Source organism: Paenibacillus sp. B2(2019) (assembly GCF_008370385.1).
Taxonomy (GTDB): Bacteria; Bacillota; Bacilli; order Paenibacillales; family Paenibacillaceae; genus Paenibacillus_AQ.
Map to the genome: position 1 here is coordinate 290,530 of NZ_VTZR01000021.1, position 24,778 is coordinate 315,307.

Here is a 24,778-nt window from a genome sequence, read left to right on the forward strand (position 1 = left end):
AATGTAAAGATATAAGCGTGAAGGCAGTAATAGTATAACGTTCAAATATCGAACAAAAATTTTTCACTGATATCTTAACATTAAGATAATTCAATTAATCTTTCTTGATCTAGGGAATTATAGTACGAAATCAAACTAAACTTTAGGAGTGTATAATCATGAGAAATTTAAAAGGGATTCACCACGTAACAGCTATCACAAGCAGCGCAGAGAAAAACTACGAGTTCTTCACTTACGTATTGGGAATGCGTCTAGTGAAGAAAACCGTCAATCAAGACGATATCCAAACGTATCACTTGTTTTTTGCAGATGATAAGGGCAGTGCCGGAACGGATATGACGTTCTTTGACTTTCCTAACATTCCTAAAGGCGTACACGGAACCAATGAGATTGCCAAGACATCCTTCCGGGTACCAACAGATGCTGCATTAGACTACTGGGTAAAACGTTTTGATCGCCTTAATGTGAAGCATAATGGAATTAAAGAGCAATTCGGCAAAAAGACTTTATCCTTCGTAGATTTTGATGATCAACAATATCAACTTATCTCTGATGAATTTAATGAAGGGGTCGCATCAGGTACACCATGGCAAAAAGGACCGATTCCTTTAGAGTTTGCGATCACTGGTTTGGGACCGATCTTTGTACGCATAGCTGACTTCAGCTATTTTAAAGAAATGTTGGAAAGAGTCATGCTGTTTAAAGAAATCGCTCAGGAGGGTGCTTATCATTTGTTTGAAGTCGGCGAAGGCGGAAACGGTGCGCAAATTATTGTAGAGCATAATGAGGATTTACCGAATTCACGCCAAGGTTTTGGTACGGTTCACCATGCTGCTTTCCGAGTAGAGGACCGTGCGATGCTGGATGAGTGGACTAAGCATTTTGAAGACTTTGGATTCCGTACTTCAGGTTATGTGGATCGTCATTTCTTCGAGTCGCTGTATACACGTGTTGCTCCACAAATCCTGTTTGAGCTTGCAACAGATGGACCTGGATTTATGGGAGACGAGGAATACGAAACGGTTGGAGAAAAGCTTTCATTGCCACCATTCTTAGAACCTAAACGTGAGCAAATTGAGAAGTTAGTACGCCCTATTGATACCGTTAGAAGCACGATCGATTTCGTGAAAGAGTGAAGAAGGAGCTGGGGAGATTGATTTCGATTGATCCGAAGCAAAGTAGTGAGCGGGAAAATTATAAGTTATTAATTGGTACTGTTATTCCTAGGCCCATTGCTTTTGTCACTACACAATCAGAAGATGGCATTTTGAATGGTGCGCCGTTTAGCTATTTTAATATCGTCTCGTCTAATCCTCCGATGGTTTCACTGTCTATTCAAAGACCAGCGGGACGATTAAAAGATACAGCCCGTAATATCTATAACAATCATCAGTTTGTTGTGCATATTGTAGATGATGAGAATGTTGGAAAAATCAATCAAACGGCTGCCTCATTGCCAAGAGCAGAAAGTGAAATTGAACTTGCCAATCTTACACCGGTCCCAAGTAAAAATATAGCTGTACCTGGTGTATTGGAAGCAAAGGTTCGAATGGAATGTAAGCTTGTACAAGCGATACCTCTAGGAGCAGAAGAACCTGGGAGTGATTTGTTCATCGGCGAAATTGTTCAGTTTCATATCGATGAATCGATTTATCAGGAGGGGCGGATTGACCCTAGAGCCTTAAATGCAGTAAGTCGTTTAGCGGGAGCTAATTACGCTACGATTGGTGAGATTTTTGAAATTGAGAGACCGGAATAATAAACTAAGACCTGTTCGTAAGCGATGAAGCCTACCGAACAGGTCTTTTTGTGGGCTAATTATAGTTCATCAGCTATGCCAAGCAAACCGTAAGGTTTTCTCTCGAAGTTTATCTGGACTGATCGTTCCAGATATGTTATATTGCCATTACAGGAGGTGTTACTCATGGCAAGGACAAGAGAGTTTAACGAGGATCAAGCACTACATCAAGCGATGCTGTTGTTTTGGAAAAAGGGTTATGAGGCAACAAGCATACCGGATTTGCTGCAGGTTATGGGCATTAGCCGTTCTAGTCTTTACGATACTTTTTCTGACAAGCAAACGTTGTACATTGCCGCACTGGAACATTACAAAAAGGTTAGCTTCAATAGACAGGTCATTCTTGAACGGGCGTCAAGCGTTAGAGCAGGGATTCAACAATTTTTTGAGCAACATATTACTTCAGCGTACGATACGAGCTTACCCGGCGGGTGTTTTGTAACGAATGCAGCTACAACACTAGAGTCGCGGGATGAAAAAATAAATGAATTGATAAAGACTAGTTTTTTGAATTTAGAACAGGCTTTTTGTGAGCTTTTGGAAAAAGGCCGACAATCAGGCGAACTTGATAAAACCACTGATGTCAAAGCGTGGTCTTATTTATTGCTGAATTTACATCAAAGCATAAATATTATGGCAAAAGCAGATCAAGATCAGCAACGTGCCAAAGAGATGATAAGCTTTGTAATTGCAGCAATATAAATTTTTTTTGGTTATTCCGGAACGATCGTTCCGTTATTGTAAATCATCCTTAATGCGGAGAAGAGACTTATGAAAATATCGTTTATCGGGCTTGGGAAAATGGGCTTTCCAATGGCCCAAAATTTGTTGAAAGCTGGTAATGAATTAATCGTTTTTAATCGTACTCGTGAAAAAGCGCAACCCCTAATAGATCAGGGAGCGCATTATGCCGAGACACCGTTGGAGGCAGCACAAAAGAGTGATATGGTCATAACCATGCTTTCTGACGATGCCGCTTTGGAGGAGATTGTTGAGGGTCCGAATGGAATTTTGAATGGATTATCGGAAAAAGGAATTCACATATCTGCCAGTACGATCAGTGTAGATCTGGCTCGGAAATTATCCGCGGCGCATGCGGAGAGAAAGCAATACTTTGTGTCTGCTACAGTGCTGGGGCGTCCGGACGCCGCTAAAGCAGCTAAATTGCGCATCATTTTGGCAGGTCCGGAGCAAGCCAGACAACAAATAATTCCTGTTTTAGAACAATTAGGCCAGGAAATATTCGAGATTGGGGATTATAGCGAAGAAGGAAATGTTGTGAAAATAGGCGTAAACTTTTTAATTGCTTCTATGCTGGAAGCTTTATCAGAAACGCAGCTGATGGTAGAAAAGTATGGCATAGAGCCAGCCCGTTTTATGGATGTGGTGAATGCTCTTTTTCAATCTCCCTTATATCAGAACTATGGGGCGATAATGACAGAACAGCGGTTTGAACCAGCTGGTTTTAAAATGAAGCTAGGGCTGAAGGATGTTGCACTGGCAATAGAGGCAGCGCAGTCCGTCCAAGCGCCTCTACCTTTGGGCCAACTTATCCATCATCATTTATCTGAAGGAATAGCCCGTGGTTATGGTGAGATGGATTGGACAGCTTTAATCCGTTGTCTAGAGCATTCTTCTTAAAAAATAGGGTTGCCCCAAATCTCTGTTGGTCGTAGTGCAGGAGAAAAATTAAAAGAGGTGTGATAAATCATGGAAATAGGTGTTACTTCGTTCGTAGAAACAAAGCCTGATATTGAGACTGGAATTGTGATGAGTCACGCACAGCGATTACGAGAAGTAGTTGAAGAAATCGTCCTTGCGGATCAGGTGGGACTTGATGTTTTTGGTATTGGTGAGCATCATCGTGAAGATTATGCAGCTTCTTCACCAGCAATCGTGTTGTCCGCTGCTGCGTCCTTAACTAAACGGATTCGCCTGACTAGTGCTGTGACGGTCCTTTCATCAGCTGATCCTGTACGTGTGTTTCAGGATTTCGCTATGCTTGATGGCATCTCCAATGGACGAGCCGAGATTATAGCGGGCCGGGGTTCATTCGTTGAATCCTTTCCGTTGTTTGGTTATGGCTTACATGACTATGATGAGCTATTTAATGAAAATATCGAACTGCTTATGAAAATACGGGAATCCGAGAAAGTAACATGGAAGGGAGGCCATCGGCCAGCAATTCATAATTTGGGCGTGTACCCGCGGCCCGTCCAGAACTCTTTACCTATATGGATTGGCAGCGGAGGAACGCAAAGCTCCGCCGTTCGTGCAGGACTTTTGGGTCTGCCATTGATGTTGGCGATCATTGGCGGGAATCCAATGAATTTTGCTCCGCTTGTAGAGCTGTACAAGAAGGCGGCGGCCCGCGCTGGACATGATGTATCGCAGCTTCAGGTGGGATCTCATTCGATTGGATTCGTCGCAGAAGATACGGAACGGGCAGCAGATATCTTTTTTCCATCTACCCAGTACGGCATGAACAAGCTCGGCAAAGAGCGAGGATGGTCGTATTATGACCGCTCCAGCTATGATGCCGCCCGAAGCTTTGAGGGTGCATTGTACGTTGGAGATCCGGAAACAGTTGCTCAGAAGATCATTCATCTACGGAAGCATGTAGGAATAACACGCTTTATGATGTATGTTCCACTAAGCACGATGCCGCATGAACTTGTGTTGCGGGCTATAGAACTGCTCGGAACGGAGGTTGCTCCACGAGTACGAGAGGAAATTGCCAAGTGGGAGGCTGAGAAGGAATAAGGATTATACAAGCAATCATTATTGTATTGGAGGGATTTTCTTGAGTATCGATAAACGTATACTACCAGAATTAAGAGAGGCATATTCACAATTTCCAGGGTTTCAATTGGAAGAGAATTTAGAGTGGAGCAGAAGTTTAGTGTCGGCTCCGTCAGTGAAGAGGTCAGAGCATGTAAACACAACCAGTCGAAAAATTCCGGGTGTTGCAGGGGAAATACTGGTAAAAATTTATGAACCTGCTGGGCGAAATGCTGACAAGCTTCCAGCTATGTTGTGGATTCACGGTGGCGGATACGTGTTGGGACATCCTGATATGGACGATGAGTTGTGTGAACGCTTTGTTCAGACGGCTAGATGTGTTGTCGTGTCGGTTGATTATAGGCTGGCACCCGAGCACCCCTATCCAGCTGCAATCGAAGATTGTTATGCTGGCTTAGTATGGATGACGGAGGAGGCGGAATCGCTTGGCATTGATGAGAATCGGGTTGCGATTGCTGGTGCAAGCGGTGGCGGCGGGCTGACAGCAGCACTTGCGCTGATGGCACGAGACAAAGGTGGACCCTCCATTATCTTTCAGATGCCGTTGTACCCGATGCTCGACAACCGTAACATTACGCCATCAAGCCATGAGATTACGGAAGAAGGTGCAATCTGGAACCGGACGGACAACTTAACGGCTTGGAACATGTACCTGGGCGAGGAGAACGATGCCAGCAGGATATCTTCCTACGCGGTACCAACGAGAGCGGAGAACTTAGCAGGACTGCCACCAACCTATACTTGTGTAGGTCAGCTTGATCTTTTCCGAGATGAGACGATCGAATATGTAACACGACTTGCACAAGCAGGTGTAGATATCGAATTTCACCTGTATCCCGGATGTTTTCATCTTTTCGAAATATTCGTTCCAGAAGCGGAAGTGAGTCAGCGCGCCGTTCAGAGCTATATGAATGCGATGGCCCGGGCACTTCACCCCAAACACTCACCCTCCCCAAGAGAGAGCTGTTAATAATGCAAGCACAAACCATATGATCATTGCTCCTTGTTGTAGATTGAAATCCTCGCCGATTATGCGAGAAAAGATTCTATACAAGGTGGTCATTTCATCACACACACAAAATACACCCCCTAGAATCGACCAGACAAACCATAGGTTTATCAAAGTCTATTCTAAGAGGTGTATTTCATAATATTAAAGCGGGTGATCTTAACGAAGCGTCTTGAGCGCACCGCTCCAAGCCAATACTTGATCAAGCATGCCGTTTACATTGGTAAGGTGCAGGTCCGCTGGTTTGAACACAGAACCGTTCTCGAAATCAGTGAACAGGGACAGGGCTGGATGTACACGAACGTCTGCTACAGACAGTTCTCCCAAAATTCCACGTAAATGCTCAGCTGCACGAGCGCCACCTACAGAACCATAACTTACGATACCCGCTGCTTTGTTGTTCCAAGCTTCACGCGCGTAATCGAGTGCATTTTTCAGTGATGCGGAAATACTGTGGTTGTATTCTTGAACGATAAATACGAAACCGTCTAACGTAGCAAGCTTTGTATTCCAAGCAGTTGCTTGCTCAGTAGCATCTACTTCTCCCATTAGTGGAAGTTTGAAGTCCGCGATATCAACGATCTCATAATTAGCATCTCCACGTGCATCTGCTACCTTTTTAACCCATTCTCCTACTTGTGGGCTTAAACGACCTTGACGAGTACTTCCTAGAATGATACCGATGTTTAATTTTGACATTGTTTGTTCCTCCTCGATTTTTGTTCTACCAAATAGTTTGTCTAGAAATCCCATGAATTACACAACCTTCAAATAAATAATATTAAGCGTGTTACGCTCTAGTTGTCTTTAAGTTAAGTATCTTTAACATGAGATAATAATACCGTGTTTAGTTTACTTTGTCAAGCAACTTAATAATAGTTAGTTTATAATTTTGTCTCACCTTTACAAATTTAGTTGTCTAGAATATAATTGTTTAAGCAACTATTAAAAAGAAGATGAAATGAGAAGAGGTCTGATCATGACTACAAAGCATAACCAATCCGAACTTACGTTAGGATTTATGATGGGAACGACCTATCGTAAATTAAGCGCGTTATTCCAAAATGGGCTAAAGGAATATGATATAACACCTGAGCAATGGTCAGTGCTTTTTCAAGTCGACAGAACGGAAGGGCTGATTCAGAAGGATATCGCGAAGCGTTCGGGTAAGGATAAACCAACTACGACGCGAATTCTGGATCACTTGGAGGGAAAAGGGCTGGTCTATAAAAGAACCGGGGAGAATGATCGGCGTTCTTTTAAGGTTTATATTACGGAAAAAGGAAGAGCTCTGATTAAGGAGACCTTTCCTATTGAGGATCAAGTCACAGATGAGATTATGAACTGTATTTCCAGTGATGAATATGAGCTGCTCATGGGGTTGCTGCTAAGAATAAACAATCATATTGATCAAATAAATGATGGAGAGTAGGAACGTAAGTTATGCCAGAACAACAAGAACTACGTACGAAACTATGGACCAAGCCTTTTATTGCTTTAACGTTTAGTGCTTTATTTTTATTTATGAATTTACAGATGCTGCTATCTTCATTTCCGTCTTATGTTAAAAGTGAATTTCAAGCCGGAGATATTATGGTCAGCTTGGTTACAAGTGTATTTGCGCTAACTGCAATTGCTTCACGTTTTATGACTGCTTTTCTGATGCGGAGGGTTAGCCGTAATGTACTACTATATATTGGTTTAGCCATCGCGGCCGCCATAACCGGTCTTTATGTGGTAGCAGACTCAATCGGGTCACTATTGCTGATGCGGGTAGGCTATGGGATTGGGTTCGGGATTGCCAGCACGATTATTCCCACGATTGTTTCACAGATTATTCCTAGCAAAAGAATGGGCGAAGGGATCGGCTATTTCGGCTTATCAACCAGTCTTGCAATGTCCATTGGTCCTATGATTGGTTTGAACGTAATGAAGCAATCGGGGTTTGGAACACTGGCGATGATCGGAACATTCACCTTGCTTCTTGCCTTTCCAGTCTTATTGTTCTCACGTTCGCTTCCAGCTGTACCGAAAAAACAGCCTATCGAGCGATCCATTGCACCATCCAAACCACTCAAGGTTCCTTTTAATACAAAGTTAGTATTGCCTGCAATACTGAATGTCTTACTCGCGATCACTTATGGTGGATTGCTTAGCTTTATCGCTTTGTTCGGCGAAGCGGTACATTTAGAGCAAGTGGGTTTGTTCTTCTTATTTAACGCGATTACGATCATCATTATTAGACCTATTTCCGGCAGACTATTTGATAAAAGAGGACCCGCTGCTGTTCTGATTCCCGCAGCGGTTTGTGTCGTCGCGAGCTTAACGGTGCTCTCGTATACAACATCCATGCCCATGCTCATTATATCCGCATTGCTCTATGGACTCGGCTTTGGAGCTATTCAGCCAACTATACAGGCATGGATGCTTCGGACATCTACACCTGCACAGTATGGCATGGCGAACAGTATGTTTTATAACTCAACAGATTTAGGGGTAGCCAGTGGGGCCATTATTCTTGGGGCAATCTCGACGGCATCCGATTATGGGATGATGTATCGTTATTCTGCTGGGTTCATGGTGCTGTTTCTAATTATTTATATTGGGATTCAGATTACTAAGGCCAGAAATAACCCTTCAGCTTTAAGCCAATAAGGGATGATTTCAGATTAAGCTAATCTTTAGGTACTATTCATATCGTTTTAAGCTAAGGGGGTTATAGTAATCACATAACCCCCTTAAATATAGACCTTGACCCTGCCGGACGTTGGCAGGGTCCTTTTTTTGTTGATGAAGAGGACAGAGATCTGTAGATTAAGCCAATCTTTATCTACTATTCATATTCTTTTAAGCTAAGAGGGTTATAGTAATCACATAACCCCCTTATAATATAGACCTTGACCCTGCCATACGTTGGCAGGGTCCTTTTTTTATGTTCTTGCTCCATCCCGAAAACATAGGTAGTATACAGATTTTATCCACTAAGGACGGTATAATGAAGAAATCAGGGATGGCCAAAGAAGTAGAGGAGAGGTTCACAAATGAATATGACATGGAATCTGGATAGCTTATATCCTTCCTTTGAGTCAGAGAAGTTAAAAGGCGATCGTGAGCTACTCGGTCAACTTATTATAGATTTAAAAGCCTGGGCTGAGGGCAATCTAAAGCTTGAGGGTGTTTCCGTCGCAGCGATCGAGGACTTTCTAAGACTCTACAACGATTATAAAAGCGTATATGTATGTTTATTAGCCTATGCAGAGTTAACGCTTAGCGCAGACAGCAGTTCTGAGGAAGCCATGAATCTTGCTGATGATATTGAACATTTGAGCTCAGAGATTGCTGGGGTAGTTGCGGGTTTTAAACGATGGATTAGCACTTGTGGACACATAGATGAGCTTATCGTTAGCTCAACTTATCTTCTGAAACATCAATTTTATTTAAAGGAGCTTCTTCTGCAATCCCGTTATGTGTTAAATGAGGAAGTGGAAGTTGCGATTGCCAGAATGCAGAGCACGGGTTCCAAAGCGTGGGGAAGGCTCTACATGGAGAGCGTATCGAGTACACTTGCAGATGTGGTAGTACATGGGGAAACTAAGAAAGTAACGCTTGCGGAACTAAGGAGTATGGCCTATGAGAATAACGCTACATTAAGAAAAGCGGCTTATGAAGCCGAGGCTGAAGCTTGCAGTCGTATTGCTGGGGTTTGTGCAGCTTGCATGAATGGAATAAGTGGTGAGGCGCTAACGATTTATGGCATGCGTGGATATCAATCTTCTCTGGAAAAGGTGTTAGTGGCATCGCGAATGGACAGTGAAACTTTATCGGCAATGCTCGCCGCTCTTCAGGAGAGTTTGCCAGCTTTTCATACCTATTATCAAAAGAAAGCCGAACTGCTGGGACATTCCACAAAGCTGCCTTTTTACGATATTTTTGCACCGATTGGCGAAGAAAGTGTAAAAATCTCTTACGAAGATGCTCAAAAAACAATTGTCTCTAGCTTCGGAACCTTTAGCGAGGAATTGGCCAATTTAGCTCAAAAGGCTTTTGATCAGCAATGGATTGATGCAGAACCTAGAGCGGGTAAGGGTGGATATGGGCTCTGCATTGATATTTTTCCGATAGGCGAGAGCAGAATCATGACACAGTTCACTGGAAATGCTATAGATATTAGTATTCTTGCCCATGAGCTCGGCCATGCATATCATAGCTCCTGTCTGGGAGAAGAAACGATGCTGAACACAGATTATCCGATACCGATTGCCGAAACGGCTTCGATCTTTTGCGAGACGATCGTAAATCAGGCACTACTCACTAGTTCGACCAAGAAGGAAGCGCAGCTTCTATTGGAGAGAAGTATTTCCGATGCTGGGTATTATCTTGTAGACTTCTATGCCCGTTATTTATTTGAGCTTAAATTATATGAGAGAAGAACCTCGGGTCCGCTTCCTGTTCAAGAGCTGAACGAATTGATGATCGCTTGTATGGTGGAAGCATACGGTGAGAGCATTGATCCTGATACGATCCATCCTTACATGTGGATGAACAAGGCCGGATATTTTATGGCTGGTTATGAATTTATGAACTTCCCGTATTCTTTCGGACTGTTATTCGCTAAAGGACTCTACGCAGAATATTTAAAAAAGGGCGAGGAGTTCGTCGCCCGGTATCGTCAGTTCCTTAGTGCTACCAGCAAGCATAATATTGCAGATGTAGCAAAGTTTATGGATATTGATGTACACTCCATTGATTTTTGGAGAGGTGCTTTAATGCTGATTGAAACCGATATTGAGGCATTCATCAGTACGACCTAAACAACTCTCCAGTTGTGATCACAGGTAGCTTCAATTTGGCCGCGTTTTTCAATGTAATTCGTGACAATTTCAGACATGTCGATCAGTACTTCTTTGACAATCGGCTTGCCCTTATACATCTCATAATCTCCACCGCCGCTTGCTCTATAGTTGTTCATAACAACATCATATTCCTTAGAGTCCTCTACAGGCTGCCCACGATGCAGCAGATGGAGGACTCTTTTGCCTACAGGATTATTGATATGAAACTCGTAGTGGATGCCTTCCCACATATCATAATTGTAATGTTGCGATTTAGGTTCTACATAAGCAGGGTTAACAATTACATTTCCCTCTAGATCCTTTTGAAAATAGTTGGCGGTTTGTTCCAGTGCCTCTTTTATATCTTGTCCGGTCAGTCTTAGCACAGTTAGCGTGTTAGGATAAATGAAGTTGGAAAGAATATCTCTCCGGGTAATGGTGTTACTGAAGCCCTTGCAATCGTTGCTGAGTAAAGCTGCTGTCGAGATCTCTACACCTGTAGCCTCCATTTGTACCTTATTCATGAATTCTATAAAGGGATGGTCAGCCAATCGGCATTCATCTGCACTAGAAATAGAAAGGTCACCGATAACTGTACCTATTCTCTCATCCAACCAGGCTTCTGTTTCTGATTCAAGCGTGCTGCTAAGCTCTAGAATTGTATCATCTACAGTGGTCTTGTCGTCTACAGCAAGGAGTTCGGCTTGTTTACTCTTAATCTTCCAACGTTCGTTTTCTTTTTGAAAGACTACTGAAATCTTACCGAGGGAATGTCCATTACAACCAGGCTGTATGATCGTCACACCATTTAGCTCACTAGCTATGAAGCGATGCTGATGTCCGGTAATTAATACATCTAAGCCTTCAACCTCTGTGCACATTGCATAGGCTTGATTCTCTCCAGTTAGTCTCTCTACAGGTTCACCACTAAGGAGGTCGCGCTCGAACCCGCCATGATAAGCTACAACGAGTAAGTCGGGCTGTTCTTCTTCTCTAATAGTGGCACACCAAAGCTTTACAGTCTCTAACGAATCCTTGAATTGAAGTCCTTCTATATGGACAGGATTCTCCCAGTGGGGAATGTAATGTGTGGTAACTCCTAGAATGGCTACTTTGATTTTTTTTGTCTATCCATTTGATGATATAGGGTCTACCAAATGCAGGTTTACATGTCGCGCGATCTATAATTCCAGCAGATAACCAAGGGAATTTTGAATCCTGAATGGCTTTATTAAGCAGTGGCTTACCAAAATTAAATTCATGGTTACCAATAATTGCAGCGTCATATTTCAATTCATTCAATGCAGCTATGCCTGGATTTAGTTCGTCACTGTACTGTGTGGCTGCATAATAAGCTAGCGGTGTACCTTGAATAAGATCACCGTTATCGAGAAGTATTAGCTCTGGACAATGGGATCTTTCTTGTTTAATAAGGCTAGCAATGGTTGCTAAGCCTTTTTGTCGTTTCTCACCCGTGCGGTAATCAATGGGCCCTAAATGCCCATGTAGATCACTTGTTATGAGGATTTCGCAGGTTAAGGTGTTGTCTTTATTCATGGGTAGCCTCCTACGGATAATAAGTTCAGACCTCATTCTATCAGATAATTTGGAAATTTTAAGAGATTAAAATAAATTTTACATATATTTAATAGTTAGAGGCCTTAGATTTAATACAAAATATTTATAGTCTAGAAGTACTAAAAAAAAGAGAACAGTGGAGGTCTTTCGTTTGAGAAAAATAAGTAAATTCGTATTGCCGCTAATGATGTCTATTACTTTGCTTAGTGGTTGTGGTGCTAACAATACTACCAATACTGCAAACCAAGGATCGACGGATGGAGCAAATGCACCGAAGGAAACGGCAGCTCCTGTAGCAGAGGGTTATGTTCCAGAGAAGCTCACAGTACAATTTGTCCCTTCCCAAAATGCGGATACGCTCGAAGCTAAGGCGAAACCTCTTGAAAAATTACTGGGTGATAAACTCGGTATTCCTGTAGAAGTAAGTGTCTCTACTGATTACAACACTGTTATCGAAGCTATGGCTTCCAAAAAAGTAGATTTAGGTTTCCTTCCTCCAACAGCTTACGTATTGGCAAAAGAAAAAGGAGCTGCTGAAGTTATTCTTCAAGCTCAACGTTTTGGTGTAAATGATGAAACGGGTGCTCCGACAGATGAATTGGCTGACTTCTATAAATCTATGATTATCGTTAAGAAAGATTCTGCGATCCAATCCGTTGCCGATTTGAAAGGCAAAAAAATCGCTTATCAAAACGTTACATCCTCAGCAGGTTTTGTATGGCCGGCTGCAACACTAATGGATGCAGGACTTGATCCGTTGAAGGATGTACAAGCTATCACGGTTAAGGGACATGACCAAGGCGTACTTGCTGTACTGAACGGTGATGTAGATGCCGCAGCTATTTTCCAGGATGCTCGTAATATAGTCGTTAAGGATTATCCGAAAGTATTTGAAGATACTCGTGTTCTCGCCTTTACTGATAAAATCCCTAACGACACGATTTCGGTCCGTTCGGATATGAATAAGGAATGGATTGAGAAGATTCAGCAGGCGTTTATTGATATCGCTGCTGACAAAGAAGGACATGATATTATCAAAGATATTTACTCGCATGAAGGTTATGTGAAGTCACAAGATAGCAACTTTGACATTGTTCGTGAATACAACAATAAAGTAAAAACAGAGTAGTTCAGGCCGTTCAAGGATACAACGATGTTGGTGTATAACAGGAACTAAGGATAGCCAGCTCCGGATTCCCCCCCGGACTGGCTATCTCTTTTATACGAATATACGAATATACGAAAACACAAAAAGGAATGATTTTCATGATAGAGCTTCGTAATGTGTCCAAGACGTATCTCAACGGAACCAAAGGCTTAAACAACATTAACCTGACTATTCCAGCTGGAGAATTTGTAGCTATTGTTGGTCTTTCGGGTGCTGGAAAGTCAACCCTGCTACGTTCCATTAACCGGCTTCATGATATTTCAGAAGGCGATATTCTTATAAATGGGCAATCCATCACGAAGGCAAAGGGAAGCCAGCTCCGAATGATCCGTAGAAATATCGGAATGATCTTCCAAAGTTTCAACTTGGTGAAACGTACGACTGTGCTTCGTAATGTATTGGCAGGGCGGGTCGGCTATCATTCCACAATACGGACGATAATTGGCAAATTCCCACAGAAGGATATTGATTTAGCCTTCGAGTCTCTCGATCGGGTCAATATTGCTGAGAAGGCCTACACACGTGCAGATCAACTATCTGGAGGTCAGCAGCAGCGCGTGGCTATTGCTCGTGTTCTTGCGCAGGAGGCGCAAATTATCCTTGCAGATGAACCTGTCGCTTCACTGGATCCACTGACGACCAAGCAGGTTATGGATGATTTGAAAAAGATTAATATGGAGCTCGGGATTACGACCATCGTGAATTTGCATTTTATCGACCTCGCTAGAGAATATGCCACCCGGATTATTGGGCTCCGGGCAGGAGAAGTGGTCTTCGATGGTCCTGTATCCGAGGCCACCGATGAGAAATTTGCTGAGATTTACGGCAGACCGATTCATCAGGATGAGTTGTTAGGTGAGCCTGTAAGCGGAGGCATGTGATATGAGTGTGAATGCAGAGAAGCTACATCCCAAACCACCAAGGAAGATAAAGCATTATTTTACAGCTATTATATTAGTAGTATTACTATGGAGAAGTGCGGTCTTGACCGATTCATCCATTGGAGAGCTGATCTCCGGTCTGCCAAATATGCTGGATCTGCTTAAGGAAATGTTCCCTCCAAACTGGGGGTATTTTGACAATATTATAGATGCGATGCTGGAGACGATCCGGATGGCATTGGTCGGTACAACGTTTGGTGCCATTCTGGCGGTTCCCATTGCCCTGCTGTGTGCAAGCAATATTACGCAAAGCCGATGGCTTCATTATCCGGTACGTATGCTGCTGAATTTGATCCGCACAATTCCCGATCTACTGCTGGCTTCTATTTTTGTCGCCATTTTTGGCCTCGGTGCGCTTCCGGGAATATTTGCTTTGACGGTATTTTCGCTAGGGCTGATCGCCAAGCTTACCTATGAATCGTTGGAGACGATTGAACAGGGACCTTTGGAAGCAATGACTTCAGTCGGAGCGAATAAGACTCAACGAATTATGTTCGGCGTCATTCCGCAGGTACAGGCTCATTTCATGTCTTATGTGTTGTATGCCTTTGAGATTAATGTCCGTGCTGCAGCAGTTTTAGGTTTGGTAGGCGCGGGTGGAATCGGCCATTACTATGAAGTGACATTAGGCTTTTTAGAATACGATAAGACTTGCACCATCATCTTGTTCACATTAGCAGTAGTCTTGATTATTGATTATGTAAGCACTAAGCTGCGGGAGAAATTAATATGAGTAAATCATGGAATACCCTAGTCCCCAAACCTCGTAAAAATCGTTTCCGATGGCTGATTTATGTAGCATTAGCGGCAGTGTACATCTGGGCTTTTTCGGGAGTGCCGTTTAATGGATTTAAAGAAACCGCTGGGATCATTACTAAGGCCATCTTTGCCGGGATATTCTCTCCTGACTGGGCCTTCGTTTATTTACCAGATGGGGAGGATCTGCTTCGAGGATTGCTTGAGACGTTAGCTATTTCAATTTTAGGGACTTTTATCTCGACCTTCATATGTATCCCCTTTGCTTTTTGGGCTGCGGTCAACATGAGCAAGGGAAAGGCGATTTCGGGCTCCGGCAAGCTAATATTAAGCTTTATACGGACATTCCCTGAGATCATTATGGCTTTGCTGTTCATCAAGGCTGTTGGGCCGGGTTCATTTGCGGGTGTACTGGCACTGGGACTGCATTCTGTCGGCATGCTCGGCAAATTGTTCGCGGATGAGATTGAGAATATTGATAACGGTCCACTCGAAGCCTTAATCTCTTCTGGTGCCAGCCGCATGCAGGTGTTATGGTTTGCTGTTGTGCCGCAGGTATTGCCAGGCTTTCTATCCTACACTTTATACAGATTCGAAATTAACGTTCGCTCAGCTACGATTCTGGGTGTGATTGGAGCAGGCGGGATTGGCACACCGTTAATCTTCGCCCTGAGTTCACGGAATTGGGACCGTGTCGGAATTATCCTGCTAGGTATCATTGCGATGATTACGATAATTGATCTGATTTCCGGCATGATTCGGAAGAAGCTAGTGTAACAGAATCGCATAAATACATGTTAGACAAAGACCTCCTTAGGGTATGAATCGAGCCTATGGGGGTCTTTTTATGATTAGCGTACTATTCGGAAAAGCTATATAGAAGTAATAATATTTTTTTTAGTTACATATGTTGGTCTATCCGAACTTGTACCAAAGGAGTTGAAGGCTTGGAATCTGCGCTTATTGGGAGCTTTGTATCGGCAATGGCTACCGTTCTTGGAGCATTTCCGATCCTGTTCGTGAACAAGCTATCTGAGAAATGGAAAGACATTCTCGTAGCTTTCACTGCGGGGATTATGGTGTCAGCCTCCACGTTTGGACTCATGCCACAATCGATCAAAGAATCGGGCATTATCGCTTTAACCTTAGGCCTGATTACGGGGGTGCTGCTGCTTGATTTAATTGAAAATAATATCCCACATATCGATGTGGAGAATAAACCCGGCTATACCAATATGGATTCAAAAGCACTGCTTGTTATGATTGCACTGTTCATTCACAACATACCAGAAGGCCTTAGTACAGGATTTAGCTATGCCAGCGAACAGACTAGTCTGGGTCCTACCGTGGCGATTGCCATTGGCGCACAAAATATACCCGAAGGCTTGATTCTCGCAGTCTTTCTGATGAACTCTAGAACAACTAAGTTAAAAGCATTGGGAATCGTTACGCTTACCGGACTTATGGAAATGGTATCTGCGATTATTGGGTATTTTACGGCGAGTTACCTACAGAATGTAGTGGGCTATGGTCTTGCTTTTGCCGCCGGGGCTATGCTATTCATCGTCTACAAGGAACTTATTCCAGAGAGTCATGGTCATGGTTACGAACGGCCTTCGACGTATTCGTTTATCTTTGGATTGTTGATTATGGTGTATATTACGCAGATATTTGGGTGAGTAGGGAAAAGACGGCCAATGAAGTGCCAGAGCAGCTTAAGCTGCCTGACCTCATTGGCCGTCTTTATGGTTTAATCTATAATTATCCTCGCAAAATCGTCTCGATTTGCTCCAGCTCTTCTGCGCTTAGCTCCGGTGCATTCAAGGAAGCGACAGCATCTTCAATCTGGCTCACCTTACTTGCGCCGATCAGAGCAGAAGTGACTTTACCGCCGCGGAGTACCCAAGACAACGCTAGCTGAGACATTTTTTGTCCACGTGCAGCAGCAATCTCGTTCAGTTTGCGAACTTTAGCGATCTTCTCTTCCGTAATGGCATCTTCGGACAGGAATACACTTGGTCCAGCAGCGCGAGAATCAGGAGCAATTCCGTTAAGATAGCGGTCGGTCAGAATGCCTCCTTGTAGTGGAGAGAACACAATCGATCCGATACCCTCCTCAGTTAATACATCCTGCAAGCCGTCTTCGATCCAGCGGGACATCATGGAGTAGTTAGGTTGATGAATCAGGCAAGGCGTTCCAAGCCGACGCAGAATTTGTGCCGCTTCGCGTGTCTGTTCAGGGTTGTAATTCGAAATCCCAACATACAGCGCTTTACCTTGACGTACAATAAGATCCAGCGCTGCCATAGTCTCTTCCAGTGGTGTATTCGGATCTGGACGGTGGTGATAGAAAATATCTACATAATCAAGGCCCATACGTTTCAAGCTTTGGTCTAGACTGGAGACGAGATATTTCTTGGAGCCCCATTCGCCATATGGACCGGCCCACATATAATATCCAGCCTTAGTAGAGATGACCATTTCATCACGATAAGGAGCAAGATCCTTCTTAAGAATTTGACCAAAGCTTTCTTCTGCGGAGCCAGCTGGGGGACCGTAGTTATTAGCGAGATCAAAATGAGTGATTCCAAGATCGAAAGCTCTTCTTGCCATGGCGCGACCATTCTCGAATAAGTCGTTTCCGCCAAAGTTATGCCAAAGTCCTAGCGAGATCGCCGGAAGGAGTAGACCGCTTTTTCCAGTGCGGTTATATTTCATATTGTCATATCTGGTAGCGCTTGCGTTATACATCATTATTTCCTCCTAAAAAGACTTATTTCTTATTACGTTACGTCCTTATTGTAGCGAAAGATCCCGGACAAACGTATGTCAGCAAGGAAGAAGTTTATAGCACAATGTCATTTTCGAGATGACGGATACGGTATTCTTTTGGAGAACAACCTTTCACCTTCTTGAACATTCGCGAAAAGAGTAAGGGGTCCTGATAGCCGACAGAACGCGAGATCTCACCGATAGTACAAAGGGTTTCTGTCAGAAGCTCGCATGCTTTAGCGATTCGGTAATTTAATAAATACTGCTGCGGTGGCATACCAATGGTCCGTTTAAACAAGGAAGATAAATATTTGCGATCCAGCTTGAGAGAAGAAGACAGCATTTCCACCGAAATGTTCTCACAATAATGTGTATGCAAAAAGTGGAGACTTTGCTCGACGTAAATACTCTTTTGACGCGGTAAAGGAAGTACATCCGGAACAGCTGGCACCGCTTGTAGCAAGAGGGAGAAAAACTCATACATGATCGCTTTTAGCGGCAGGTCAAGACAATCTGAATTGTCGGCTCCTTCTGTCAGGCGTTCGTAGAGATTAGGCATAAGCTGTTTATCCATCGGGAAGATTGGCTGCTCAGGGGTCAAGGAGGTTTTGGATAAAATATATGATACCTGTTCTCCGGTAAAGGCTACCCAGGAATAGATCCAAGGATTGGTCAGGTCCGCTGCATAAGAAGTAACGATATGAGGGTAGGTAAGAAAAGCTTGTCCCGCTTGCAGGATATGGGTTTGTTCACCCACAGATACCTTTCCAGTTCCCTCATGAATGAAATGTATTTTGTAAACGTCACGAACTCCGGGTCCGAAAAAATGCCCAGGTAGACACTGCTCCCGCCCCCAGTAATGGAGATGCAGATCGGGATTACCTCTGAAGGGACGCTCAGAATTATAATTAAATATCGCCATGAATGCTTCAGTCTCTTTCTTTTATAGAGTTAACTAAGGGTGATTGTGCCCACTTTCTTTTATTATACAGTATATTTTAGTGGGAACATTACTTGGAATGGTTTGCGAATTCTGTGATAGAAGTTTATCCCAGCTCAGTTTGGTTAAGTAAGCTATGAAGCTGAACGTATGAGCTAACTTCGATCATTAGGAGGTAATGGAGATGAATAAGAGAATAGTGGGTGTCTTTGCTGCCGAATACGAAGCTTCGAGGGCTATTGAAGAGTTGAAACGTCAAGGCTGCAGAACAGAGGACATATCGATTATCGCGAGAAATTCAGAGAGTGCGGATACGCTTAGAGATGAATCAGGAACCCAAGCGCCGGAAGGAATAGCTACTGGTGCAGCTACGGGTGGTCTGCTGGGTGGATTAACTGGGCTCTTGATGGGGATAGGCGCTTTGGCTATTCCAGGCATCGGGCCGATCATTGCAGCCGGACCGCTTGCGGCAACACTTGCTGGAGCGGCAATAGGTGCAGGCAGCGGTGGATTAGTTGGCGGTCTTATTGGACTAGGCATTCCTGAAGAGGAAGCCAAGCGTTACGATAACTACGTAGATGAAGGCCATATTCTTGTAATGGTGGATGTGGAGGGCGAGCAGAAAGAGGAAGAAGTGAAGCGGATCTTCGTACAGCATAATAGTCTGAATGCAGACCGTTTTGAGGATATTGCGAATATGAATACAGCTGAAAATCGAAATTATGATGGTAGTGTAAAGGAAAGCGATGCGCTCAGAGCAGCTGATCAACAAGAGGCGAGAAATTTGGCTCAAGCTACCGGAACCATGGATGCCATGGATACCTTAGCGAGTGAGCGCATTAGAAATAAATAAGAGATGATTATCTATTTAGTAATAAAAACAGACTATTTCACTAGCCAAGGGTGAGCTGGTGAGATAGCCTGTTTTTTGTGTAATGCTATAGAGAGGCAACATTCTGTCTAACGGTTAGTCCATCCGGTATTTCTTTGCCAGGCAGGAAATGAATGCTACGGATGTAGCGGATTGTTCGACTCTGTGCCCGCATGATGACCGAATGCGTCTCAGCGCGCTCTTTGCCGATAAAACGGACACCGTTCAGAAATTCACCTGAGGTTACGCCAGTGGCGGCAAAGAGTACGTCGCCTGTGCCAACCATGTCCTCCATGTATAACACTCGTGTAGGATTAGAGATTCCCATACGGACACAGCGCTGCTGCTCAAGAGGTCCATCGGGAAGCAAACGGCCCTGCATTTCTCCACCGAGACATTTCAGTGCGGCAGCAGCAAGGACGCCTTCAGGTGCTCCGCCCGAGCCCATGTACAAATCGACATCGCTATCCGGCAGGGCTGCTGCAATAGCGCCAGCCACATCGCCGTGACTGAGTAGCTTAATCCGTACACCCGCTTCTCGAAGACTATGAATGAGCTGCTCATGCCGTTTGCGGTCAAGTACCATTACGGTTAGCTCGGAGAGGGACTTGCCACTGAAGAGACATGCTTTCTGGAGAGTGACCTCCACAGGGTCTTCAAGACTAAGCTTCCCGGCAAGCTCAGGACCGCAAGCGAGTTTCTCCATATAAATGTCTGGAGCATGCAGCAGGCTGCCCTTATCTGCTATGGCAATCACGGATTGGGCATTGTGAAGACCACAGGCCACCACTTCAGTGCCTTCCAGAGGATCGACGGCTACATCGACAGAAGGACCCTTTTGATTCCCGACTTTCTCGCCAATATAGAGCATTGGAGCATCATCCATCTCTCCTTCACCAATGACGACCGTTCCGTCGATGGAGACGGAATCAAACATGGAGCGGATGGCAGTCGTGGCTGCATCATCTGCCGCATTTTTATCTCCCCGCCCGATCCAGCGAGCTGAGGATAATGCACCTAGTTCAGTTACCCGTACAATCTCAAGAGCCAGTTCGCGATCCATTCTAATTCCCTCCAGTACATCCCATAAATTTTAATCTGAATGTTAGATATAACCCATAATAATACCAGCGGTTTCTTCTATAGCTTTGTCGGTAATATCGATTACAGGACAGCCTAGCTTATTGAACAGAGAAGAGGCATATTCCATCTCCTCTGTAATCCGCTCCAGACTTGCATATTGGGAGCCAGTCGGTAACCCAAGCGCCTTCAGCCGCTCGGAGCGAATCTTCAGCATATACTCCGGCTTCATGGTTAGTCCGATCAGTCGGTTCGACGGCAAGCTTAGCAGCTCTTTCGGAGGAGCAATTTCAGGAATAATCGGATAGTTAACGACCTTTTTCCCCCGATGGGCCAAAAAGATACTAAGTGGTGTCTTCGAAGTACGGGACATCCCTAGCAGAACGATATCGGCCTTCAGCATAGCGCCGAGATCGCGGCCATCATCACAGGCAACTGTGAATTCGATAGCCTCTATACGGCGGAAGTAGTTCTCATCAAGCTGGTGCAATAAACCCGGTCGCTGCTGAGGAGCGTCGTCAAACGTATCAATGAAAGCTTGCATCATTGGACCCATAATATCTACGATCCGAAGGTCAAGCCGTACAGCCTCTTCTTTAATCATTTCTCTTAGCTCCGGCTGCACCAGCGTATAGACGACAAAACCTTTATGCTGCGCGGCTTCTTCCATAAGCTTCCGGAGCTCATCTTCATGTCTAATGTTCCCGTATCTTTTGATGGTGATCTGCTGATTCTGGAATTGATGAATGACGGCCTGCACGACAGCTTCCGCCGTATCTCCTATAGAATCTGAGCAGATCGTTATTAGGTTGGAAGATTGCTCGATGCTCATGAATTCCTCCTGTTATCCTTTGGCTTCTAGTTCGAGGAGAAGTTTTACGATAGCAGTTTTCGTCAAGCGTCCTATGACATCCAGTTTCGTACCATTGTCTTCTGTGACGCTGGGAACAACTACCGGTAAACTATCTACCTCGTGAAAAATCATTTTATGTGCGGCATCAAGCACCGTCTCATCTGGTGAAGTTGTGACTACTTTGGGCTGGCGTGTCATGACCATGCTTACGGGCATGGATACAGCACCCGGATTGCCAAGGGTTACTTTCAGGAAATCCTTACGTGAAGCAACACCGGTGAGCTTGCCCTCTTCGTCACAAATAATAAGGGTGCCAACATCCTGTAGAAATAGCGTAACTACGGCATCTTGAACCGTAGTAGTCTCACGGATAATAATAGGTACACTTTGAATCTCTTTTACCTTTGTCTCCTGCAACAAATAATTGCTTCCCAGACGATTAGATGATTTGAGTCCCGGGAAGTAACCGACTTTAGGTTTAGCATCGATATATTTGAGCATAACCAGAACAGAGAGATCGGAGCGAATCGTTGGCCGTGTTAAATTCAGACATTCGGCAATCTGTTCGCCGGTAATCGGAGCTCTTTTGTTCACAATATCAATGATTTCTAGTTGACGTGATGTCAGTTCGATCGCAATTCCCTCCACTTCAGATAAAAAGGCATTCCTCTTTAGAAAAGAAGCGCCGTTAAGCGAATCCTCCTTTCATATATGAGTCATATATAGATGTTTTTAATTTAACTTGGTTATATAATACGCAATAGTGGTCATAAATGCAATATATAGTACGTCATATATTCATTTTTTTTGACGCAGATGTACGGACCCTACGCTTTAACATTAATTGTTTCAAGGCATCAGCATTGACCAGGATGGTCCCAGCAATGATAGTGAATACACCGAGGATCGTAACCCAATTCACGGCTTCATTATAAAAGAAAAAGCCAACCCCTACGGCAATCGGTGGAGAGATATAGAGCCAGGTAGAGGGAAACACAGGATTTGTCTTAGCGACGAGCCAGTAGAACAACGAATGACCGACCATCGAGCCGATTACGATTAGATAGAGCAGTGAACCTGCGGTCTCGTAAGAGAGCAGAAACACAGGATGTACTTTTTCGGTGGCTAAGGAAAGAGTGAATAACAGCACTCCACCATACATCATTTGGGCTGCATTTAGTGCGATTGGAGAGACCTCAGGCATACTGTTGATTACTTTTTTAGAATAAATCGCACCCACTGCGTAACAGCATTCCCCAATGAGGACAGCTGCGCAGCCGATGAGCCATAACGGTGAAATATCAACGACAAGATTAGGAAGAACGAGCAGCAGTACGCCGGTCAACCCGATGATACAACCATATAGGGAGATGGCAGGTGCTTTTTGACGAAGAATAGAAGTTTGGAGCAACAGAATCATGATCGGACCCGTGGCAGAGAGTACAGCTGCTAACCCGGAAGATACATATTGTTCAGCCCAGTAGAGACCTGCAAAGGTGCCAAAGGTTAACGCAGATCCGGTGAAGAGCATTTCTTTACGCAGGAGCAGGGAGAAGCTAGCCTTTCGTTTCCAGACCATCCATAGAAATAGAACAGCGCCTGCAACAAAAAATCGCAAGCCTGCTGAAAAGAAGGGCGGCGCACCGGCATCCACACCGATTTTGATAGCTAGAAAGGTCGTGCCGAAGATCAGACATACGAGTGCATAAGCGAATAAGATCATTTTGAAAGTCCCCTTTAGTGTGTGTATATAACGTTCCTTGAACCAGTTCGTTAATCATATAGGGGAGAACACAGAACAGATGATGTTGAGTAGAACAGATGACTTCGGAAATCGTGTACAATACTGTAAATAGGAGTTGTTCGGAGAGGAGTTGCTGTGAGGTGAAAAAGTCAGCGAGCGTGGAGCATAATCATCCCTTGTTTCGGCAGGTATATGAATTTCTAGTGAATCGCATGGAGCGGGGGGAGTGGGGGGCACATGATAAGCTTCCTTCTATACGGCTGCTGGCGGAGGAATTACAGGTACATCGACTGACAGTATTCAAAGCGTATAGAATGCTGACAGAGGATGGAAAAGTTTATGTAAAAGATAAATCAGGTTATTACGTATCGCCTGTTAGCTTGGTTCCTATTGTAGAAAAAGGAGCAGCAGTGACTGCCTATGCGCTCACTAATCCTCTTTCGGATATACAGAGAATGCCTGCTAAGTATCAGTTCTCACAGGCGCTGATTGATCCAGGTCTTTTGCCAAATCTTTTTCTATCCGACTATGTCAAAAAAGTGTTCGATTTATATCCCAAGGTCATGGGGACGTACTCTTCGGTTCAGGGAGATGAGGAGCTACGGGAGACGCTAAGTCGTCATTTTCGGAAGAAGCATTGGCTACAGTTATCTTCGGAAGAGCTGCTTATTACTTCAGGTGCGCAGCAGGCGATCAATCTGATTGCACGAATTGTGCTCGGGCCTATGGACACGGTGCTTGTGGAGCGACCAACCTACAGTGTGGCCATGGATATTTTTCGCCGGGAGGGGGCAAGGCTGGTTCCGGTGGAGATCACTCCGATGGGCTACGACTTGGAGGAAGTTGAAGCGCTGATGAAAAAGCATAGACCGCGCATGTTCTATATCAATCCGACTCATCATAATCCAACCGGATATACGGTGCCAGTGCAGCAACGCAAACTGTTGGTCGAGCTTGCTGAGCGTTATCGCTGTCTGTTAGTCGAAGATGATCCGTTCCGCGATATGTATTTTGAAGAGGAGCCCCCGCCGCCCTTTTTTGCTTACGATACCGAAGGTTGGGTGATCTATATTAGCAGCTTCAGTAAATATGTAGCCCCAGGCTTACGGATCTGCGCGGTGGCTTGCCGTTATCCATTTATGGAACGCTTGATCACAGCTAAATCACTCGCGGACAATGGTACTCCGCTGCTTAACCAGAAGATATTCCTACATTACTACACGTCATCACGTTTGCAACAGCATCTCGGTAAGCTACGCATTGCACTTCAGGTGCATAAGGAGATTGTAGAGGAGGAGCTGGCTGGGACTGGGTGGGAGTGGACGCCTCCGCAAGGGGGCTTGAATTTATGGGTGAAGCTGCCGGACCATCTTTCGGTGGATCGACTGTTTGTCTCAAGTATGGCCCAGTCGATTGCTTTTGTGCCAGGAGAGTTGTTTGATCCGCTTGGTGAGATGAGGTCGAGGATTCGAATAAGTTACTCTTTTGCAAGCGAAGGGGTGCTACGTGAGGGGATTCAGCGGATGATTGCAATTGCGCGAGGGTTATGAGTAGGTACAGTAGACATGAGGAACTAATGAAGACTATTTAGGATGGAAAAGATTAGACTTGTATAACTTGTTTGGAAATTGTTG

The 24,778-nt window shown here is 44.3% G+C and carries 23 protein-coding genes and 1 pseudogene; 16 read left to right on the top strand and 8 right to left on the bottom strand.

The window, feature by feature from the left end; genetic code table 11:
- Positions 1–158: 158 nt before the first annotated feature.
- The 6 genes from PAENI_RS20375 (at position 159) to PAENI_RS20400 (ending at position 5,570) form a co-directional block, all read left to right on the top strand.
- Positions 159–1,136, top strand: coding sequence for a ring-cleaving dioxygenase (locus PAENI_RS20375; RefSeq protein ID WP_149646536.1), 978 nt, complete (start codon positions 159–161; stop codon positions 1,134–1,136).
- A 17-nt stretch (positions 1,137–1,153) separates the two neighbouring features.
- Positions 1,154–1,759: a flavin reductase family protein gene (locus PAENI_RS20380; protein ID WP_149646537.1), complete on the top strand. Its 606-nt coding sequence runs from the start codon at positions 1,154–1,156 to the stop codon at positions 1,757–1,759.
- 165 nt (positions 1,760–1,924) lie between these two features.
- Entirely contained in the window at positions 1,925–2,500 is a 576-nt protein-coding gene (locus PAENI_RS20385) for a TetR/AcrR family transcriptional regulator (RefSeq protein ID WP_149646538.1), read from the top strand.
- 69 nt (positions 2,501–2,569) lie between these two features.
- On the top strand, positions 2,570–3,439 hold the full coding sequence (locus PAENI_RS20390; protein WP_149646539.1) for an NAD(P)-dependent oxidoreductase: 870 nt from the start codon (positions 2,570–2,572) through the stop codon (positions 3,437–3,439).
- 69 nt (positions 3,440–3,508) lie between these two features.
- The gene (locus tag PAENI_RS20395) at positions 3,509–4,561 is read left to right on the top strand and encodes an LLM class flavin-dependent oxidoreductase (RefSeq protein WP_042185341.1); all 1,053 of its coding nucleotides are present in this window, start codon (positions 3,509–3,511) and stop codon (positions 4,559–4,561) included.
- Between the two features lie 40 nt (positions 4,562–4,601).
- Entirely contained in the window at positions 4,602–5,570 is a 969-nt protein-coding gene (locus PAENI_RS20400) for an alpha/beta hydrolase (RefSeq protein ID WP_149646540.1), read from the top strand.
- A gap of 198 nt (positions 5,571–5,768) precedes the next feature.
- Here PAENI_RS20400 and PAENI_RS20405 read toward each other — a convergent pair whose 3' ends face one another.
- A complete protein-coding gene (locus tag PAENI_RS20405; RefSeq protein WP_042124617.1) occupies positions 5,769–6,308 on the bottom strand; it encodes an NADPH-dependent FMN reductase in 540 nt (179 codons plus the stop codon).
- A 280-nt stretch (positions 6,309–6,588) separates the two neighbouring features.
- On the opposite strand from PAENI_RS20405, the gene PAENI_RS20410 reads away from it, so the two are divergent.
- The 3 genes from PAENI_RS20410 (at position 6,589) to PAENI_RS20420 (ending at position 10,420) form a co-directional block, all read left to right on the top strand.
- Positions 6,589–7,041, top strand: a complete 453-nt coding sequence (locus PAENI_RS20410; RefSeq protein ID WP_042185346.1) for a MarR family winged helix-turn-helix transcriptional regulator — start codon at positions 6,589–6,591, stop codon at positions 7,039–7,041.
- Positions 7,042–7,052: 11 nt separating this feature from the next.
- Entirely contained in the window at positions 7,053–8,264 is a 1,212-nt protein-coding gene (locus PAENI_RS20415) for an MFS transporter (RefSeq protein WP_149646541.1), read from the top strand.
- Positions 8,265–8,650: 386 nt separating this feature from the next.
- A complete protein-coding gene (locus PAENI_RS20420; RefSeq protein WP_149646542.1) occupies positions 8,651–10,420 on the top strand; it encodes a M3 family oligoendopeptidase in 1,770 nt (589 codons plus the stop codon).
- On the opposite strand, the pseudogene PAENI_RS20425 reads toward PAENI_RS20420, so the two are convergent.
- Positions 10,417–11,998, bottom strand: a pseudogene (locus PAENI_RS20425) (bifunctional metallophosphatase/5'-nucleotidase). The gene PAENI_RS20420 and the pseudogene PAENI_RS20425 sit on opposite strands and share 4 nt — an antisense overlap.
- A 172-nt stretch (positions 11,999–12,170) precedes the next feature.
- Here PAENI_RS20425 and PAENI_RS20430 point away from each other — a divergent pair.
- From PAENI_RS20430 to PAENI_RS20450, 5 genes are all read left to right on the top strand, one after another.
- Positions 12,171–13,148: a phosphate/phosphite/phosphonate ABC transporter substrate-binding protein gene (locus tag PAENI_RS20430; protein ID WP_149646543.1), complete on the top strand. Its 978-nt coding sequence runs from the start codon at positions 12,171–12,173 to the stop codon at positions 13,146–13,148.
- A gap of 137 nt (positions 13,149–13,285) precedes the next feature.
- Positions 13,286–14,068 carry a phosphonate ABC transporter ATP-binding protein gene (gene phnC / locus PAENI_RS20435; RefSeq protein WP_149646544.1) on the top strand — a complete coding sequence of 261 codons (783 nt, stop codon included), beginning with the start codon at positions 13,286–13,288 and terminating at the stop codon, positions 14,066–14,068.
- 1 nt (position 14,069) lies between these two features.
- Complete coding sequence (phnE, locus tag PAENI_RS20440) at positions 14,070–14,861, top strand: phosphonate ABC transporter, permease protein PhnE (protein WP_042185358.1); 792 nt, start codon at positions 14,070–14,072, stop codon at positions 14,859–14,861.
- Positions 14,858–15,661: a phosphonate ABC transporter, permease protein PhnE gene (gene phnE, locus PAENI_RS20445; RefSeq protein ID WP_042185360.1), complete on the top strand. Its 804-nt coding sequence runs from the start codon at positions 14,858–14,860 to the stop codon at positions 15,659–15,661. The genes phnE (PAENI_RS20440) and phnE (PAENI_RS20445) overlap by 4 nt, the downstream gene beginning before the upstream one ends.
- 170 nt (positions 15,662–15,831) lie before the next feature.
- Positions 15,832–16,563: a ZIP family metal transporter gene (locus PAENI_RS20450; protein WP_149646545.1), complete on the top strand. Its 732-nt coding sequence runs from the start codon at positions 15,832–15,834 to the stop codon at positions 16,561–16,563.
- Between the two features lie 82 nt (positions 16,564–16,645).
- Here the strand turns inward: PAENI_RS20450 and PAENI_RS20455 are convergent, their stop codons facing one another.
- Both PAENI_RS20455 and PAENI_RS20460 read right to left on the bottom strand, forming a co-directional pair.
- A complete protein-coding gene (locus PAENI_RS20455; protein WP_371915722.1) occupies positions 16,646–17,635 on the bottom strand; it encodes an aldo/keto reductase in 990 nt (329 codons plus the stop codon).
- 94 nt (positions 17,636–17,729) lie between these two features.
- The gene (locus PAENI_RS20460) at positions 17,730–18,578 is read right to left on the bottom strand and encodes an AraC family transcriptional regulator (protein WP_149646546.1); all 849 of its coding nucleotides are present in this window, start codon (positions 18,576–18,578) and stop codon (positions 17,730–17,732) included.
- Positions 18,579–18,780: 202 nt separating this feature from the next.
- Here PAENI_RS20460 and PAENI_RS20465 point away from each other — a divergent pair, with 202 nt between their 5' ends.
- Entirely contained in the window at positions 18,781–19,449 is a 669-nt protein-coding gene (locus PAENI_RS20465; protein ID WP_076299198.1) for a general stress protein, read from the top strand.
- 85 nt (positions 19,450–19,534) lie between these two features.
- Here PAENI_RS20465 and glpX read toward each other — a convergent pair whose 3' ends face one another.
- The 4 genes from glpX to PAENI_RS20485 all read right to left on the bottom strand — a co-directional run bounded on the left by glpX (position 19,535) and on the right by PAENI_RS20485 (position 23,123).
- Complete coding sequence (glpX, locus tag PAENI_RS20470; RefSeq protein WP_149646547.1) at positions 19,535–20,530, bottom strand: class II fructose-bisphosphatase; 996 nt, start codon at positions 20,528–20,530, stop codon at positions 19,535–19,537.
- A 42-nt stretch (positions 20,531–20,572) separates the two neighbouring features.
- A complete protein-coding gene (locus tag PAENI_RS20475) occupies positions 20,573–21,379 on the bottom strand; it encodes a pyruvate, water dikinase regulatory protein (RefSeq protein WP_149646548.1) in 807 nt (268 codons plus the stop codon).
- 12 nt (positions 21,380–21,391) lie between these two features.
- On the bottom strand, positions 21,392–22,048 hold the full coding sequence (locus PAENI_RS20480; RefSeq protein ID WP_149646549.1) for a helix-turn-helix transcriptional regulator: 657 nt from the start codon (positions 22,046–22,048) through the stop codon (positions 21,392–21,394).
- Positions 22,049–22,190: 142 nt separating this feature from the next.
- A complete protein-coding gene (locus PAENI_RS20485) occupies positions 22,191–23,123 on the bottom strand; it encodes a DMT family transporter (RefSeq protein WP_149646550.1) in 933 nt (310 codons plus the stop codon).
- 161 nt (positions 23,124–23,284) lie between these two features.
- Here PAENI_RS20485 and PAENI_RS20490 point away from each other — a divergent pair, with 161 nt between their 5' ends.
- Complete coding sequence (locus PAENI_RS20490) at positions 23,285–24,694, top strand: aminotransferase-like domain-containing protein (protein ID WP_262495665.1); 1,410 nt, start codon at positions 23,285–23,287, stop codon at positions 24,692–24,694.
- The last annotated feature ends 84 nt before the right edge of the window (positions 24,695–24,778 follow it).